We start from the raw sequence: 17645 nt of genomic DNA on the forward strand, positions 1-17645 counted from the left end.
AAACCAAATACGGTTTCAGACGACCTTTATAAATATAAATTACAGGTTTCAACTCAATCTGTACTTACTCAATACATTAATTAAGAAGAGCTTTCTTCTTATTTAAATATTTTTTTATTTCCCTGATATTTTTCAATTTAAATTTTGTTTTTACATCAGTACCACCATCATATCCTGAAACGTTTTTACCTAGAATATGATCTACAGATGTAAGTTGCAGTTCACTATTTTCTTCGCCTTTATAAATTTTATATAAATGAATCGTATAATCTTTGCCCTCAGGTTGAGGGTAACAACAAAATTCCTCTGAAAATAGCATAATAAGCAATGGGGGATGGCGATTATCCTTATACACGCTCACTGCTTCCAAGTTGATTTTCCTACTTGGACTATTCTCCTTTCTAAAACTTTTTAATTCATATTTTTTTCCATTAACCAATATACTGTTATGGATTATTTCTTCTATTCCATCTATTCCGTTGATTTCGTCTATTTCTTCATTATGGATGGTAATACAGTGTGATGCCGAAAATAACGCATCATTCGTTTTGAAAAGGCTTAATTTGTAATTCTGATCATCACATGATTTATCTTCATTTTTGATAGACTGAATTTCCTGGGCGATGCAAAAGCCGGATAAACAAAACAGTGATATGATAAAAGACCTCATGATGTAACCTTTAAAAAAGAGGGTAAGTAAATGGGTAAGCAGGTTGGGCGTAGCTCAATGAAGCTTTCAAATTATCAAAAATTTTAGGTTTGATTCCGGCTTAAATTTGTTCAATAAAACAATTCAACCAGCCACTGAATAATTTTTGCATCTATCCGTTGAAGGAGGTTGGGGTGCAGTGGGGCAACAGGACCGCCGTCAGGTCCGCCACTCCAGCCGATATATTCGTCATCGATAGAGGGTCTTGCAAAATTTTCAGGAACCCATTCGGTGCCAAATGGGGATGTATCTCGATAATAGTAGAGCAAATTATCTTTTTCATCGGCAATAAAGATTGCTGTCCTAAAGCCATTCCATCCTGTACAGGCAAAGATTTTTCTATTTTGTAATGTCTTTTGATCTTGTAATAATTTATTTTTAAATCTAATTATCTCTTCAACTTTTTCTTTCTCTCTGCTATGTCTGGTTTCACAAAACTCATATTCCTTATCATCAGATAATCCTTTTGAGATTTTGTTTATAAAATAAAAGCCACAAGAATAATTGTTATATTCAATAAAATCATTATTCTGATAGCATTCGCTATTTATATCCAGCTTATTAATTTCCTTTCCAATGTCCTTGATTCGCCAATACTCAACTAATCCAAATATCAATATAAAGAAACCAAACCATTTCACTATTTTTTTCTTTTTCATAAACTTTGCCTATTATTTCAAAACTACTTCAATTGGAGGGTTACAACGATATTCTTTCAAAGATGAAAATATCAGCAGATCCCCGCCTAGTCTGTTTAAATTTCGCCATTTGTTGAAATGGCTGTTCCTAACAGGGTAGAAACGGTCTTCCGGCTTAGAATCGAAAAGAGGAGGGGGCGCTGCTATATAGGCTGAGGCTGCTATAATCTCATTTTTCTTATCTGAAAGCTGATGGCTATAAAACACATCAAATCCTGTATGATTCCAATGCCCTAGGTATTGATCTCCGCCATTATCGTTAAGAAAATCAAATGTATCTCGGATATAGAGATAAACGCTTTCTACAATTAATTTATTTCCAGGCATGCGGTATTTTCCGATGGCAGCAGCTAATGTGCAGCCAGCAACCGTACCGAAAAATTCGTCTTTCAATACACTTTACAAATATTGAATATCTACGGTTTAATACAAAGTCCATCATATTGTTTAACATCGGAAATTTTCTGATTTTCATCCAGGTAAATTTCCATGGTACAAAAGGTTATATCTTCTTTTAAAAAGATAGTTGTTTCATGTTTTGATATTAAAATAATACCATCTGGCTCAGATGACCAATCGAATGGAAAATAAAAAGTTACATTATTAGTAAAAAAAGGACGCAAGTATTCCTTACTACCATCACTCCTAATTAAGGTGATACTAGTGCGCTTACCTTCATTATAGTAAAAATATGTTACCTTAGGGTGGAGATTTTTATAAAAAAAACATAATAAAAAGATACATAAAACCATTAAAATTTTTTTATTCATAATCTATAACTTATTTTTACTTTCTAAACAAGTATGCCTTTTTCTTGCATCTGGCAATTCACAGAGAGATTTCTTATCTCTTCTCCCATCCCCGTTATTCGCCAATACTCAACCAACCCAAATATCAATATAAAGAAACCAAACCATTTCACTATTTTTTTCTTTTTCATAAACTTTGCCTATTATTTTAAAACTACTTCAATTGGGGATTGAAACAATATTATTTAAGGATAAAAATACCGGCAGATTTCCACACGGCTTTTAAATAATTGAATCATATAAAATAATATAGATTAAATTTTTATTTATGGCATAGGTTATCAATAAATTTTGCTTCTATCCTATGGAAAATAGATGGGTTTATAGAAAAAGATTCTGCTTGAGCATATAGACCTAAATCGAATATACCCTCTTCATCTAAGTTCAAGTCTAATGGCATTCCTAGCCAAACTTCATTATAGAGATAATAAAAAGACAGCAATTTACCTTGGTCATCATATAAATAGATACCGGAGTTGAGGCCGTCTATGCTTAAAAAATTTCCTATACTATCAAGACAAACAACAATTTTTTTATTTTCACTTACGCTAAACCTTGCACATTGGTCTCCATCACTAGGAACTTGATAACTAGGTAAAGTCTTTTCTTTATAATGGCAATATGCGCTATATCTAAAATAAAAATAAGAAAAAATTATAGTTAACAAAATGGTTATTAGGGCAAATTTTTTAAACATGATTCCACTTGTCTATTTTAATTCCAATTCAAAAGAAGGTCGTCTGAAAAGTCTCAGACGACCTTTATAAATTCCGGGTTTCAACTCAATCTGTACTTGCTCAATGGATTAATTAAGAAGAGCTTTCTTCTTATTTAAATATTTTTTTATTTCTCTGATATTTTTTAATTTAAATTCTATTTTATGATCAGATATACCATTAAATCCTGATGCGTTCTCACCTAAGATATGATTTGAAAGTATTAGTTTTAACTCACCATTTTCTTTGTTTTGATAAATTTTATATAAATAAATCGTATAATCTTTGCCATCCAGTTGAGGATAGCAACAAAATTCCTCTGAAAATAGAATAATAAGCAATGGGGGATGGCGATTATCCTTATATACGCTCACTGCTTCTAAGTTGATTTTCCTACTTGGACTATTCTCTTTTCTAAAATTTTTTAATTCATATTTTTTTCCATTAACCACTATACTGTTATAGATTATTTCTTCTATTCCATCTATTCCGTTGATTTCGTCTATTTCTTCATGATGAATGGTGATACAGTGTGATGCCGAAAATAAAGCATCATTCGTTTTGAAGAGGCTTAATTTGTAATTCTGATCATCACATGATTTATCTTCATTTTTTATAGACTGAATTTCCTGGGCGATGCAAAAGCCGGATGAAAAAAATAGGATTATAGATATGATCAAAGATTTCATGATGTAACCTTTAAGAAAGAGGGTAAGTAAATGGACAAGTAGGTTGGGCGAGGCTCAATGACACCTTCAAATCGCTAAAAATATTGGGCTCAGCCCAATCTAGACTTACAGCTCTTTTTTAAGCGTCCGTGTATCAAAATCGATGAGAAAAGGCTTGGATCGATAACCGCGATCCATTCCTTCATAGAAGACAGCTATACATTTAAATGTATATCTTTTTTGTTTAAATTTTTCCTGTATACAATTAAATCGGTCATCGTTGCTGCATAATCGTACACTTCCTGTCAACCTATCAATCTGACTATTTTTTATATCACTAAATTCTGAATCAACAAAACCCAATAAATCTACAACATATGTTCGTTCGCTGCTTTCACAATTAGCGTGGTATGCATTTGCTTTTCTTAAATTATTTATCATTTTTTGTTTTGTATTGATAAAATCCATATCAAATACAACTTCATCAAATTCTTTGTTGATCACATAATTTTTAGGTTGCAGTTCATAACCATTAAAAGAAACGATACATGAAGTTAGAAATAGAACTGCGATAAAAATTAAATATTTACCTTTCGACACTTTTTAACTCCTCTGGATAAGATGGCAAAAGCAGGTTTGTCTTTTTTCGAATAGTTTTTGCGTAAATATCATGCTTATCATGGTTGCGGCTGTTGGTTGGGTAATGTTCTTGGGTGTTGGCGGTTTCGATGGCGGCGAAAGAACGGGGTAGGATTGGCGGTCAGCCATGAGGTTTATGATGAAAGTCTGAATATAAGTCAAAATGACAGATAGGATAAACAACGGATGATAAGAGGTAAAGATGTTGTATGGGTGGTTTGGGAGGGAAGGGGGATGAAAGGTCGTCTGAAAGTGGGTTTTCAGACGACCTTTTGGTATTTGTGTAGTTCGTGGGCGAAGCCCACGCTACGGGTTGTGTGGTTTCAGCGGAGAATGGAGATATGGGGGCGTTTGCATTCGTTATATTTTTGAAATATTGGAATTGGTTTAGCAATGCGGGAGCGGTAGCGTGGGCTTTGCCCACGGATAATGGTTGTTCGGAGCATGAAAAGGTCGTCTGAAACTGTATTTTTCAGTTTCAGACGACCTTTGGGGTTGGTGGGATTCGTGTGCGAAGCCCACGCTACACTGGGTTTTTAGACGACCTTCTGAGGTTGGCAGGATTCGTGGGCGGAGCCCACGCTACGTTGGGTTTCAGGCAACCTTGGGTCAGAGGTCGAAGGCGGCGTTGATGAGGCGTTTGGTGTAGTCTTTCTGCGGGTGGTGGAAGATTTGGTCTGCGCTGCCGTATTCGACGAGTTCTCCGTGCTGCATGACGGCGACGTTGTCGCTGACAGCGCGGACGACGGAGAGGTCGTGGCTGATGAAGATGTAGGTCAGTCCGTATTTGGTTTGGAGTCCGCGCAGCAGTTCGACGACTTTGATTTGTACGGAGCGGTCGAGGGCGGAGGTGGGTTCGTCGAGGAGGATGAACTTGGGCCGCAGGATGAGTGCGCGGGCGATGGCGATGCGTTGGCGTTGTCCGCCTGAGAATTCGTGCGGGTAGCGGTTGAGGGCGTCGGCGGGCAGGGAGACTTCGTCCAGGACTTTGAGGACGAGTTCGGTGCGTTGGGCTTTGGTCATTTCGGGGCGGTGGACGGTGAGGCCTTCGCCTATGATTTCACCGACGGTGAGGCGGGGGGAGAGTGAGCCGTAGGGGTCTTGGAAGACGATTTGGCGTTCGGCTTTGAGTTGGCGCGCGCGCTCGGGGCTGAGGGCGGCGAGGTCGCTGCCGTCGAAGTGTATGCTGCCTTGGTAGGGGAGCATTTGCATGATGGCTTTGCCGAGTGTGGATTTGCCGGAACCGGATTCGCCGACGATGCCGAGGGTTTCGCCTTGGCGGATGGCGAGGCTGATGTTTTTGACGGCGTGGAAGGTTTTGAGGGGTTTGCCGAAGAAGTTGTGTTTGAGGGTGAAGTGGACGTTGATGCCGTCGGCGCGGATGAGCTCGGGCGGGTTGCCTTCTACGGGTTCTTTCATGCCTTTGGGGACGGAGTGGATGAGTTGGGCGGTGTAGGGGTGGGTGGGGTTGGCGAAAACTTGTTTGATTTTGCCGCGCTCGACGATTTCGCCGTCTTTCATGACGCAGACGGTTTCGGAGTAGTGTTCGGCGAGTCCGAGGTCGTGGGTGATGAAGATTATCGCCATGCCCATTTGTTTTTGGAGGTCGTGGAGGAGGTCGAGGATTTCTGCCTGGATGGTGACGTCGAGGGCGGTGGTGGGTTCGTCGGCGATGAGCAGGGCGGGCTCGTTGAGCAGCGCCATGGCGATCATGATGCGCTGGAGCTGGCCGCCTGAGAATTCGTGGGGGTATTGTTTCAGACGACGTTCTGCTTCGCGGATGCCGACGCGGTTGAGGAGGTCGAGGATGCGTTCGCAGGCGGCTTTGCGGGTGATGGTTTTGTTGTGGACGCGCAGGGCTTCCATGAGCTGGGTGCCGATTTTCATGAAGGGGTTCAGCGAGGTCATGGGCTCTTGGAAGATGAAGCTGATGCGTCCGCCGCGCAGGCTGCGGAGGGTTTTTTCGTCTGCGTCGAGGATGGATGTGCCGTCGAAGGTGATGCGTGAGTCTTGTCCGTAGCGGGTGGTGTTTTCGGGCAGGAGGCGCATGAGGGACATGGCGGTAACGGATTTGCCGGAACCGGATTCGCCGACGAGGGCGAGGGTTTCGCCTTTGGCGACTTGGAAGCTGATGTTGCGCACGGCGTGGACGGTTTTGTCGTGGAGTTGGAAGCGGATGTCGAGGTTTTCGACGGTGAGTAACGGGGTGTTCATGGGTGTGTCCTCGTGGTGTGTGTCAGCGGTCTTTGGGGTCGAGTGCGTCGCGCAGGCCGTCGCCGATGAAGTTGAAGCAGAAGAGGGTGGCGACGAGGAAGAAGCAGGGGACGAGGAGCTGCCACGGGGCGGCTTCCATGGAGGCTGCGCCCTCTTGGAGCATGGAACCCCAACTGGTTTTGGGTTCTTGTACGCCCAATCCGAGGAAGCTGAGGAAGGATTCGAACATGATCATGCCGGGGACGAGCAGGGAGGCGTAAACCATGACGACGCCGAGTACGTTGGGGATGATGTGGCGGGTAACGATGCGGCGGCGGGATACGCCTGTGATGCGGGCGGCTTCGACGAATTCTTTGTGTCTGAGGCTGAGGGTTTGGCCGCGGACGATGCGGGCGACGTCCAGCCATGAGACGAGTCCGATGGCGACGAAGATGAGTAAGAGGTTGCGTCCGAAGAAGGTGGTCAACAGGATGACGAAAAACATAAACGGAAAGGCGTTGAGGATTTCGAGCAGGCGCATCATGACGGAGTCGAGTTTGCCGCCGAAAAAGCCTGCGAGTGCGCCGTAGAGCGTGCCGATGACGACGGCGACGAGTGCGCCTGCGATGCCGATGAGCAGGGAAATGCGTCCGCCGGCGGCGGCTCGGGTAAAGAGGTCGCGTCCGAGCAGGTCGGTGCCGAAGTAGTGGCGGGTGGCGAAGGAAGGCGGGATTTGCATGTTGTCCCAGTCGGTGTGGTCGTAGGTGTAGGCGCTGACCCAGGGGACGGCGATAACGAAGAGGATAATGGCGGCAAGGATGAAGATGCTGCACAGGGCGGCTTTGTTGTTGCTGAAACGCCGCCACGCGTCCTGCCACAGGCTGCGTCCGTGTACTTGTGCCTGTTCGGCTGCGTCTGCTATGGCGCGGGAATTTTTCTTGTTGAATAGCATGGTGTTCTCCGTTTTTTGTTCGGGGGTCGTCTGAAAACGGCAAAACCGGTTTTCAGACGACCTTTTTTGCTTTTAATAGCGGATTTTGGGGTCGATCAGGGCGTAGAGGATGTCGAGTACGGCGTTGAAGACGATGGTCAGTACGCCGACGAGGATGGTCAGTCCCAAGATCATGCCGTAGTCGCGGTTGAGCGCGCCGTTGACGAAGAGTTGTCCGATGCCGGGCAAGCCGAAGACGCTTTCGATGACGATGGCGCCGGTGATGATGCCGACGAAGGCGGGAACGAGATAGGAGAGGATGGGCAGCATGGCGGGACGCAGGGCGTGGCGCAGGACGATGCTGTTCATGGACAGCCCTTTGGCGCGGGCAGTGCGGATGTAGGGGCTGTTCAACACTTCTATCATCGCGCCGCGCGTGATGCGGGCGAGGCCTGCGACATAGCCTATGGAGAGGGCGGCGACGGGCATGATGAGGCTGGTCAACGAGCCGTCATTCCAGCCGCCGGCGGGCAGCCATTTGAGGGTGATGGCGAAGATGAAAATCATGATGGGGGCTTTGACGAAGCTGGGGACGACGATGCCGGTCATGGCGGCGGTCATGATGGTGTAGTCCGCCCATGTGTTGCGCCTGAGCGCGGCGATGGTGCCCATGAGTACGCCCAAAACGGTGGAGACGATGAAGGCGTACACGCCCAGTTCGACGGAGACGGGCAGAGCTTGGGCGAGCAGCTCGTTGACGTTGTAGTCTTTGTATTTGAACGAGGGGCCGAGGTCGCCGTGGGCGAGTTGTTTGAGATAGTTGAAGTATTGCAGGTACATCGGGTCGTTCAGGTGGTATTTGGCCTCGATGTTGGCCAGTACGGCGGGCGGTACGTTTTTGTCGCCGGTGAAGGGGCTGCCGGGTGCGAGCCGCATCATGAAGAATGAGACGGTAATCAGTACCAGCATGGTGGGGATGGCGGAAAGTATGCGGCGGATGATGAATTTCAGCATATCGTACCTGCTCGGGGCTTGGTGGGTCGGAATATGCCTGAATACGGGAAGGTCGTCTGAATGGGGTTCGGACGCTTGGGGTGGTTTTCTCTTCTTTGTAGTCAGGCCCTTGGTTTTTGGGGTGTGCGGGCTTTTGCTTTTATGGTTGTCTGAAAGGGGATTTTGGGTTTCAGACGACCTTTTTGCTGATGTTTTTCGTGGGCAAAGCCCACGCTACGGCTTTTATGGTTGTCTGAACACTTTGGATGGGGTTTCGGACGGTTTTTTATTGCGGCGGTTGCGGGTGGCAGCCTGCGTTATGGGTTTGTTTCGGAGGTCGTCTGAAACGGGATTTTGGGTTTCAGACGACCTTTTTGCTGGTGTTTTTCGTGGGCAAAGCCCACGCTACGGTTGTTTTTCAGACGACCTTTTGGGTTGGTGCGGGTTCGTGATTAGAACCCGCGCCACGGTCGTTTTCAGACGACCTTTGCCGTCAGCGCGCCAGCGGTTCGGTGCGTTTGATCAGCCATGCTTTTGCCGCGCCTTCGGTCAGCGGCTCGAGGCGGCGGCGGACTTCGGCGTGGTAGCGGTTGACCCAGTCGATTTCGCCGTCGGTCATGAGGGCGGTGTCCATCAGGCGGGTGTCGATGGGGCAGAGGGTCAGGGTTTCGAAGTAGAGGAAGCTGCCGAACTCGGTTTCCTGCGGGTTGGCGACGGCTTGGTTGGCGGCGAGGTTCTCAATGCGGATGCCCCATTTGCCGGGACGGTAGAGTCCGGGTTCGATGGAGGTCACCATGCCTTTTTTCATGGCGTGCTGCGGACCGGGAACGGCGGCGCAGGCGATGACCTGCGGGCCTTCGTGGACGTTCAGGAAATAGCCTACGCCGTGGCCTGTGCCGTGGCCGTAGTCGCATTGCGCCTGCCACAGGGGTTTGCGGCAGATGGCGTCTATCATCGGCGAGAGGATGTTTTCGGGGAACACGGCTTCGGCAAGCGCGATATGGGCTTTGAGGACGAGGGTGTTGTCGCGTTTTTGTTCGGCACTCGGTGTGCCGACGGGGACGACGCGGGTGATGTCGGTCGTGCCGCCTTTGTATTGCGCGCCGGAGTCGATGAGCAGGAGGCCGTTGCCGCTGATGGTGCTGTGGCTTTCGGGCGTTGCGCTGTAATGCGGCAGGGCGGCATTGGCGTTGAAGCCCGCGATGGTGTCGAAACTCAATGAGATGAAGCCCGGACGTGCGCTGCGGTGGCGGTGGAGCATGGTGTCCACGTCGATTTCGGTCAGGCTGCCGCCGTTGTCGATGATGTCTTCAAACTCGGCGAAGAAGCCGCACAACGCCGCGCCGTCTTGTTCCATCGCTTCGCGGATGTGGGCGATGTCGGCTTCGGATTTGACGGATTTGAAGAAGGTGGACGGGTTGATGCCTTCGATCAGGCGCACGCTTTCGGGCAGGCGCACGAGGGTGCTGACGGCGGTTTTGTTCGGTTCGATAAGCAGCGTGCCGCCGATTTGCGCGAGTTTGTCGGCAACTTGGGCGTAAGGTTCGACCGTGATGCCTGCGGTTTGCAGCGCGGCGGCGGCTTCGGCGTTCAGACGACCTTGGTCGGTAAACAGGACGGCGTTGTCTTTGCCGATAAGCAGGAAGGACACGAAAACGGGATTGAAAGACACGTCGCTGCCGCGCAGGTTGGTCAGCCAAGCGATGTCGTCAAGCGAGGAAACCAAGTGGTAATCCGCGCCTTTTTCCGCCATGACGGCACGCACGCGGGCGAGTTTCTCGGCGGCGGTTTCGGAGACGTAGGCGGGGTCGTGGATGAACACGGTTTCGGCAGGGATGGCTGGGCGGCTGCCCCATACGCGGTCAAGCAGGTCGTCGGGGTGTTCGATGCGGATGTTTTTGGCGGCTAGGGATTGCGCCAAAGTGCGTTTGCCGGTGAGCGACACCATATCGGAAGGGATGCCGACGGCGGCGTTCTCGGGCAGGTTTGCCGCGAGCCATTCGTTATACGGCGGAACTTGTCCGCTTTTTTGCAGCTCGATGCCGCTGCCTGCAAGCTGTTTGGTGGCTTGTTCCCAATAGCGGCTGTCCACCCACACGCCCGCTTCATCGGCGGTAACGACGAATGTGCCGACCGAGCCGGTAAAGCCCGACAACTCGCGGCGCGCCTGCCAGTGTGCGGGCAGGTATTCGGAAAGATGGGGGTCGGCGGAGGGGATGACGAGTGCGTCCAAGCCTTGCGCCTTCATGGCTTCGCGCAATGCGGACAGGTAATTCGATACGGTATTCATGAACGGGATTCTCCAATAGGGTTTCGCGGTTTCAGACGACCTTTTTATAGCGGATTAACTTGATGTACAGAGAGGTCGTCTGAAAAACGTGTCTATGTTATCAAATCACTTCTTGGGTGCAAACGACCAATTTTTGATGGTGTAGTTTTTCAGCGGGTCGCGGTCGGAGTAGCCTTGGATGTCGGGTTTCACCAGATTGATGCTGACTTGGTGATACAGCGGGATAAAGGCGTCGTCGCGTTGCAGCATCGCCTCGGCGCTGACGTAGCGGCGGGCGCGCTCTTCGGCGGAAATGCCCGCTTCGAGCGTGCTGTTCATCAGCTTGTCGAATTCGGGATTCTTGTAATGGAAGGCGTTGTTCGGATTGTTGGATTTGAAAATATTGAGCATGCCTGCAGGGTCGTTGTAGTCGGAACACCAGCCGGCGAACGCCATGCTGAAATTGCCTTGCAGGCGCTTATCCAAAAAGGTTTTCCATTCTTCGTTCATCAGCGTGGGGCGAACGAACGGCACGGTCGCCTTCCAAATGGATTGCAGCGCGGTGATTTGTTTTTTGGCGGCCTCGCTGGTGGTATAGACGATTTGGAACTCGAACGGTTTCTCTTCGCTATAACCCGCTTCACGCAAGAGTTTTTCTGCTTCGGCGATACGCGCTTCGCGCTTGAGCGGCTTCCACACGGGGGCAGATTCGCCGCCGCCCTGCATATTCGGCGGAGTAAGCTGGAACGCTTCCTTGTCGCCGCGTGCAGCAACCTTGGTAATGATGGCGCGGTCGGTCAGCAGGTTGAGCGCGCGGCGGACTTTGGGATTTTTAAATTCGGCAGATTCCAAGTTCGGCTCTAAAAACCAAGAACACAGCAAAGTCGCGCGCCGAACCTGTCCGGGAAATTCTTTCTCGGCAATCTTAATCTGGTCGGAAGGGATGCCGTAGGTAACGTCCACTTCGTCGGCACGGTAGCGGTCGTATTCTTTGCCGATGGCGAGGAACACCGCCTGCGGGATGGATACTTTTTTGCTGTCGTAATAAGTAGGGTTTTTATCCATGGTGATGTGGCTGTTGACACGCCATTCTTTGAGGATGTATGCGCCGCTGGAAACATAATTGCCCGGCTGCGTCCATTTTTCGCCGAATTTTTCGACCGTGGCGCGGTGGACGGGGTAGGTGAACTGCTGAATCAGCATATCGGGGAAATACGGCACGGGCGCGGTGAGCGTGAATTGCAGCGTTTTCTTGTCCAAAGCCTTGACGCCCAAAGTATCCGGCTTCGCCTTGCCTTGCAGGATTTCCGCCGCACCCTGTATTTTCGCGTCTTCCAAATAGCTGCTGTTAGGCGCGGCGGTTGCAGGATCGGCGAGGCGGCGGAAGCTGTAAACGAAATCTTCGGCGGTAATCGGGTCGCCGTTGCTCCAATTTGCATCGCGCAGGTGGAACGTCCAAACGCGCCCTTCGTCTGACGGCTCCCATTTCAACGCCAAAGCGGGAATGGTTTTGCCTTCGGCATCCGTACCGACCAAGCCGTCCATCATCTGACGGATAATCGCGCCCGCCGCCATATCCGAGCTTTTTTGCGGGTCGAGCGTACTCGGTTCGACCGCGTTGCTGATGACGATTTTATTGTATTCGCTGCGCTTGAATTCGGGCGCGGGCTTGACTTCGCGATGACACGCCGACAGCGTAAGCACTATGGCAAGCGATAAAGCCGATATGGAATAAGGTTTGTTCGGCAGCACGTTTTTTCTCCTCTTCTCGCTATCTCTCCCTCCATCCTGCGTTTTGCAAAAAATAAAAAACTACATATGACTACATGGTAGGGAAATATTCTGATTTTTTGCGGATAAAAAGATTTATTCTCTATGGATATTTGAAAAAATCCGCCTGTTTTGGAAATCGGTTTGCAAGATAACACAAAAAAACGCCGTAAAAAACATTTTTTGAAATAAAAGTTACAAGTGATTACAAAAATATTGATTTTTTTGCACGCCTCAAATAGTATAAAACCCTGTTTAAACGCAGCCTCAGAAAAATCAAGTAAAAGGAGAATAAAATGAAGAAGTTATTAATGATTGCGGTTGCCGTCCCGCTTGCTGTCCCCGCATTGGCATCCGATAACGAAGCCAAAATCGGCGGACGGATATTTACTTCTATCGAACACGAACGCAACGGCAAAGGGCAATCCGCTACCGATATATCCGACAACAACAGCCGCATCTGGATTATGGGCAGTGAAAAACTCGACAAAGACCTCAAGCTCATCTACGGCGTCAATTCATTCGTTGCCTTCGACTACAACGGCTGGAGTACGGACGATTCCTACATCGGTCTGCGCGGCGATTTCGGTACTGTCCGCGCCGGCTGGCTCAGTACCCCCATGCACTACCTGACCGGCGAACAAGACGCATTCAACGGCAACAACCACACCCAAACCATGGGGCGCATGACCCGTTTCGGCGGCCGTGAAATCGCCCTGAACTACGAATCCAAAACCTTTGATAACGGCTTCAACTACCGCGTCCAAATCGCGCCCGGTGCCAACAAATACAAAGACAGGAAACGCAACGGCGACTGGATGGCGGGATTAGGCTTGCACTACAAACACCCGACCAACGGCTTCAACGCCCACTACGCCCTCGAATACGCCCGCAACGGCTCGCCTGACGATACCAAAGACAGACAGGTTCATTCCATGAAAGTCGGCTACGACAAAGACAACCTTTACCTCGCCGCCGGTATGATGTACGCCCGCAATGTCGCCGACAAATTCCACTGGGAAGACGAAACCAAAACCAATACCAACACCCGCGATTTCCAAGTTACCGCCGGCTACACCATGGGCAACATCACCCCCAAACTCGGCGTCGCCTACGGCCGCTCCGATACCGGCAAGAACTACAAACAGCTCGCGTTTAACACCGAATACAAATTCTCCAAACGCACGACCCTCTCGTTCAACTCAGGCGTAGTTAAAGAAAGCAAAGCCCCCAAAACCGGCTGGGCGGCAGGCGTGTCATTGGAACACAGCCTGCAATAATATGGGATTTGAAGCATAAAAGGTCGTCTGAAAATCTAAATATGGGTTTTCAGACGACCTTTGTGTTATCAAACGCCTGTCAGACGCATTCTTGCAAACGATGTTTTGAATATCCAAGCCCTCATGAAAAAACGTCGTCTGAAACCGATTTTCAGACGACGTTTGCCATTCACGCCCCTAGCGGATTCATTCCGCTTTCTCCAGCAAGGCGAAGCCTTCCACTTTGTTTCTCGGGCGTGCGCCCTGCCAGATTTTCGTCCAGCCCGGCGGCGCGTCGGTATTTTTAGGCTGCTGCACCAGAAGGTAGCGGCAGGCAGCGTCGTCGATATGGAGTGTCAAGTCGCTGTATTGCGCCCAAGCGATGCGGGCGCGGTGGTCTTCGTTGGCGATGCTGATACATTCGAGGTCGTCTGAAAGCCGTTGTTTCAGTTCGGGGGAGAGGGCGGCTTCCATTTGGAGGACGACGGGCGCGTGGCTTTTGGCGGCGTCGAGCCAAGGCAGGAACAGGGTCATCAGCAATGCCCACGCCAGCGTAACGCCTGCCGCCCAGTTGGTCACTGCCTGTCTGCCGCGGATGTTTTTGCGGGTAATCGCCCACAGCCACAGCGGGGTAAACAGCAGGGAGACCGCCATCGGTATCGGGTCGATGTCGGGCGTGTAATACGGGCTGAAATAGGCGGCGCGTTCGGCGAGTTTGGCAGGCCAGCCGTAGTTCATGGCGAAGAAGCCTGTCCACAGGAAAATGGCGAACAATCCGAACGCCATAACGCCGAACCAGTTGATAAACGCTGCCGCGCCGCGCCGAAGTCCGTCCAGTTGCGCCGCGCCGAGCAGGGCGAGCGGGGGCAGCAGCCAGACGAGGTTGTCTTGGAGGCGTTGCGGGCTGACGGCGAGTATGCTGAGGACGATGAGGAACCACGAAATGCACAATACGCTCCAGTTTTTTTCGCGTATGCGGGGGCGGCTTAACGTCCATGCGGCGAGCGGCCATGCGGGCAGGGTAAACCAGAGCAGGTTTTTCAGGTAGTAGAACAGGCTGAAGGTCGTCTGAAAACCACCCAAACCGCCGAATGCGCCGAGCGAGTGGTGTTGCAGCCAGACGGAAAACAGTTCGGGCTGCGTTCTGGAGAAAATGAGCGGATAAACCGTCAGCAGCGGCAGTCCGATGGCGAACGCGCCGACCAGCGTCAGGTAATAGCGTTTGACGCGCCATTTCTCATCGAGCAGCAGGGCGGGTGCTAAAAACATCAGCGCGGCGGTCATCAGATAGCCCGATGAAAGCGACAGCAACGCCCAGCCGAAGCCCAGCAACAGGGAGGCGGTAATGACGCGGCGTTGCGCCAACGAAAAGCCGCACAATATCATGCCCGATGCGGCAAAGGCGACCGAAGCGGGGTTGAGGAAGTGCGCGACCGAGAGCAGCCCGATGCTGCCGATCAGGATGAGGACGACGCTGCGCCCGTGGTGCCTGCCCAAAAAGTTGAATCCGGCAAAACCGCAAGCGGTCAGCCCGATAATCGTAAAGAAAACGCCCGCAAAACGCGCGGCATCATAAGCGTCCGCCGCCCAAGGCGACAACAGGTGTTTGAACGCCGCCGCCACCCACAAATAGATGGGCGGAATCTGAAAATCCGGCTGCCCCAACACATGGGCGACCAACGGCGTCGCGCCTGCGTCTAAGGCTTCGACGGCGGTAAAGACGGTCGGTTCGGCGGGGTTCCACAAGTCGTGCGAAAACACGCCCGGCCACAGCCAGGCAAATGCCATCAGCAGCAAAAGCCAGGGTTTTTCATGGGTTTTGGCAGGTTGTCGCGGATCGGGCGGGGTGTAAGTGAGCATAGCTTTGAGGATGTTGAACGTATTCTCGTGTAGTTTAGCAAAGATTCGGCGGGAGGTCGTCTGAAAGGAAGGATTTGGGTTTTTGCTTCATTCAAACCACGTTTTCAGACGACCTCATATCGACCCTACCGCTGACGCAAATCAAGTGCAGGCAAATCCCGCCTTTACCGATGCGCCCCGTTCGCGGATAATTGAGAACATTCCCATTTCCGTTTCCAACCTTCACAAAGGATACATCATGGCATTTCTGAAACTGACCGAACAAAACGTGCAGGGCAAAACCGTCCTCATCCGCGCCGATATGAACGTGCCGTTCAAAGACGGCAATATCAGCGACGACACCCGTATCCGCGCCTCGCTCGCGTCCATCAAATACTGCCTGGACAACGGCGCGTCCGTTATCGTGATGACCCACTTGGGCCGCCCGACCGAAGGCGAGTTCCATCCCGAAGACGACGTTGCGCCCGTTGCCGCACACTTGGGCGGCCTGTTGGGCAAAGACGTGAAAGTATTGAACGACTGGCGTGAAAACAAACCTGCCCTGAACGCGGGCGATGTCGTCATGCTGCAAAACGTGCGCATCAACAAAGGCGAGAAGAAAAACGATTTGGAACTGGGCAAAGCCTATGCCGCCTTGTGCGACGTGTTCGTCAACGACGCATTCGGCACCGCCCACCGCGCCCAAGCCTCGACCGAAGCCGTCGCCCAAGCCGCGCCCGTTGCCTGTGCCGGCGTATTGATGGCGGGCGAACTCGACGCTTTGGGCAAAGCCCTGAAACAGCCCGCGCGCCCGATGGTGGCAATTGTCGCCGGCAGCAAAGTGTCCACCAAACTGACTATCCTCGAATCTCTGGCGGACAAAGTCGACCAACTCATCGTCGGCGGCGGCATCGCCAACACCTTCCTGTTGGCGGAAGGCAAAGCCATCGGCAAATCGCTGGCGGAACATGATTTGGTGGAAGAATCCAAAAAAATCATGGCGAAAATGGCGGCCAAAGGCGGCTCCGTTCCGCTGCCGACCGATGTCGTCGTTGCCAAAGCCTTTGCCGCCGATGCCGAAGCGGTTGTAAAAGACATTGCCGACGTTGCCGAAGACGACATGATTCTAGACATCGGCCCGAAATCCGCCGCCGCGCTTGCCGAACTGCTCAAAGCCGCAGGCACGGTGGTGTGGAACGGTCCGGTCGGTGTGTTCGAGTTTGACCAGTTCGCGGGCGGCACGAAAGCCCTTGCCGAAGCCATCGCCCAAAGCAAAGCGTTCTCGATTGCGGGCGGCGGCGATACGCTGGCGGCGATTGCCAAATTTGGCGTTACCGACCAAATCGGCTACATCTCCACCGGCGGCGGCGCGTTCCTCGAATTCTTGGAAGGCAAAGAGTTGCCTGCCGTAGCCGCTTTGGAAAAACGCGGCGCGTAAGCGGTTTGACGTAAAAAAGAGGTCGTCTGAAAACCTATTTTGGGGTTTTCAGACGACCTCTTTGTATGGTTGCCGCGTTTTGACGGCAAGGCGGGGTATGTTTTATTTCAACAGGTTTTTCAAAGCCAAGCGTACGCCTTCGCCGACTTCCGTGCCTTTTGGGATGCCTTTGATGGCGGCTTTTGCCTCGCGTTCGTTGTAACCCAGCGCAATCAGGGTGTTGACGATGTCGTCCGTTTCGTCGGCGGCGGGTGCGGCGGCGAAAAGCCCGTCGGCAGCGGCATGGGAAACCAGTTTGCCGCGCAGTTCCAAAACCATGCGTTCGGCGGTTTTTTTACCGATGCCCGGGGCGGAGGACAGGCGTTTGATGTCTTCGTCGGCAACCGCGCGGGCAAGTTCGTCGGCGGACATGGCGGAGAGTATGCCCAGTGCGGTTTTTGCGCCGATGCCGCTGACTTTGACCAACTGGCGGAACGTCGCCCGCTCGTCGGCAGTCGCGAAGCCGAACAACAAATGCGCATCTTCACGGACGACAAGCTGGGTGTAAAGCTGCACGGTTTCGCCCAAGGCGGGCAGGTTGTAGAAAGTCTGCATGGATACGTCGGCTTCGTAGCCGACGCCGTTGACGTCGATGACGATTTGCGGCGGGTTTTTCTCAATAAGCTTGCCGGTCAGTCTGCTGATCATGTGGATTCCGAGTGGCGTTGGCGGGGT

Annotated in this window: 17 protein-coding genes; 2 read left to right on the forward strand and 15 right to left on the reverse strand. The window is 50.9% G+C overall.

Annotation, left to right across the window (positions count from 1 at the left end):
* Positions 1-76: 76 nt before the first annotated feature.
* The 13 genes from H3L95_RS11295 to H3L95_RS11355 all read right to left on the reverse strand — a co-directional run bounded on the left by H3L95_RS11295 (position 77) and on the right by H3L95_RS11355 (position 12377).
* Positions 77-670: a hypothetical protein gene (locus H3L95_RS11295; protein WP_182096159.1), complete on the reverse strand. Its 594-nt coding sequence runs from the start codon at positions 668-670 to the stop codon at positions 77-79.
* A 110-nt stretch (positions 671-780) separates the two neighbouring features.
* On the reverse strand, positions 781-1368 hold the full coding sequence (locus H3L95_RS11300; protein WP_003758851.1) for a hypothetical protein: 588 nt from the start codon (positions 1366-1368) through the stop codon (positions 781-783).
* Between the two features lie 12 nt (positions 1369-1380).
* The gene (locus H3L95_RS11305; protein ID WP_003758849.1) at positions 1381-1800 is read right to left on the reverse strand and encodes a DUF6402 family protein; all 420 of its coding nucleotides are present in this window, start codon (positions 1798-1800) and stop codon (positions 1381-1383) included.
* A gap of 23 nt (positions 1801-1823) precedes the next feature.
* Positions 1824-2177 (reverse strand): hypothetical protein, encoded by a 354-nt coding sequence (locus H3L95_RS11310; protein ID WP_070869974.1) that lies wholly within the window; start codon positions 2175-2177, stop codon positions 1824-1826.
* Positions 2178-2200: 23 nt separating this feature from the next.
* Complete coding sequence (locus H3L95_RS11315; protein ID WP_182096256.1) at positions 2201-2347, reverse strand: hypothetical protein; 147 nt, start codon at positions 2345-2347, stop codon at positions 2201-2203.
* Between the two features lie 131 nt (positions 2348-2478).
* Complete coding sequence (locus tag H3L95_RS11320) at positions 2479-2913, reverse strand: hypothetical protein (RefSeq protein ID WP_003758843.1); 435 nt, start codon at positions 2911-2913, stop codon at positions 2479-2481.
* A gap of 108 nt (positions 2914-3021) precedes the next feature.
* On the reverse strand, positions 3022-3621 hold the full coding sequence (locus H3L95_RS11325; protein WP_182096160.1) for a hypothetical protein: 600 nt from the start codon (positions 3619-3621) through the stop codon (positions 3022-3024).
* Between the two features lie 105 nt (positions 3622-3726).
* The gene (locus H3L95_RS11330) at positions 3727-4200 is read right to left on the reverse strand and encodes a hypothetical protein (protein WP_003758838.1); all 474 of its coding nucleotides are present in this window, start codon (positions 4198-4200) and stop codon (positions 3727-3729) included.
* A 648-nt stretch (positions 4201-4848) separates the two neighbouring features.
* Positions 4849-6453 (reverse strand): ABC transporter ATP-binding protein, encoded by a 1605-nt coding sequence (locus tag H3L95_RS11335; protein ID WP_003758832.1) that lies wholly within the window; start codon positions 6451-6453, stop codon positions 4849-4851.
* 22 nt (positions 6454-6475) lie between these two features.
* Positions 6476-7384: an oligopeptide ABC transporter permease OppC gene (oppC, locus tag H3L95_RS11340; RefSeq protein WP_003758828.1), complete on the reverse strand. Its 909-nt coding sequence runs from the start codon at positions 7382-7384 to the stop codon at positions 6476-6478.
* Between the two features lie 72 nt (positions 7385-7456).
* Entirely contained in the window at positions 7457-8377 is a 921-nt protein-coding gene (gene oppB, locus H3L95_RS11345; protein WP_003758826.1) for an oligopeptide ABC transporter permease OppB, read from the reverse strand.
* 472 nt (positions 8378-8849) lie between these two features.
* Positions 8850-10646 carry an aminopeptidase P family protein gene (locus H3L95_RS11350; RefSeq protein WP_003758823.1) on the reverse strand — a complete coding sequence of 599 codons (1797 nt, stop codon included), beginning with the start codon at positions 10644-10646 and terminating at the stop codon, positions 8850-8852.
* Positions 10647-10751: 105 nt separating this feature from the next.
* Complete coding sequence (locus tag H3L95_RS11355) at positions 10752-12377, reverse strand: peptide ABC transporter substrate-binding protein (RefSeq protein WP_040668582.1); 1626 nt, start codon at positions 12375-12377, stop codon at positions 10752-10754.
* A gap of 314 nt (positions 12378-12691) precedes the next feature.
* Here H3L95_RS11355 and H3L95_RS11360 point away from each other — a divergent pair, with 314 nt between their 5' ends.
* Entirely contained in the window at positions 12692-13675 is a 984-nt protein-coding gene (locus tag H3L95_RS11360; protein ID WP_003758819.1) for a porin, read from the forward strand.
* A 186-nt stretch (positions 13676-13861) separates the two neighbouring features.
* Here the strand turns inward: H3L95_RS11360 and H3L95_RS11365 are convergent, their stop codons facing one another.
* Entirely contained in the window at positions 13862-15514 is a 1653-nt protein-coding gene (locus H3L95_RS11365) for an ArnT family glycosyltransferase (protein WP_003758814.1), read from the reverse strand.
* 238 nt (positions 15515-15752) lie between these two features.
* Here H3L95_RS11365 and H3L95_RS11370 point away from each other — a divergent pair, with 238 nt between their 5' ends.
* A complete protein-coding gene (locus tag H3L95_RS11370) occupies positions 15753-16931 on the forward strand; it encodes a phosphoglycerate kinase (protein ID WP_040668580.1) in 1179 nt (392 codons plus the stop codon).
* 102 nt (positions 16932-17033) lie between these two features.
* Here the strand turns inward: H3L95_RS11370 and ruvA are convergent, their stop codons facing one another.
* A complete protein-coding gene (gene ruvA / locus H3L95_RS11375; protein WP_003758809.1) occupies positions 17034-17618 on the reverse strand; it encodes a Holliday junction branch migration protein RuvA in 585 nt (194 codons plus the stop codon).
* Positions 17619-17645 lie beyond the last annotated feature (27 nt).

This window comes from Neisseria sicca, assembly GCF_014054945.1.
GTDB lineage: Bacteria > Pseudomonadota > Gammaproteobacteria > Burkholderiales > Neisseriaceae > Neisseria > Neisseria sicca.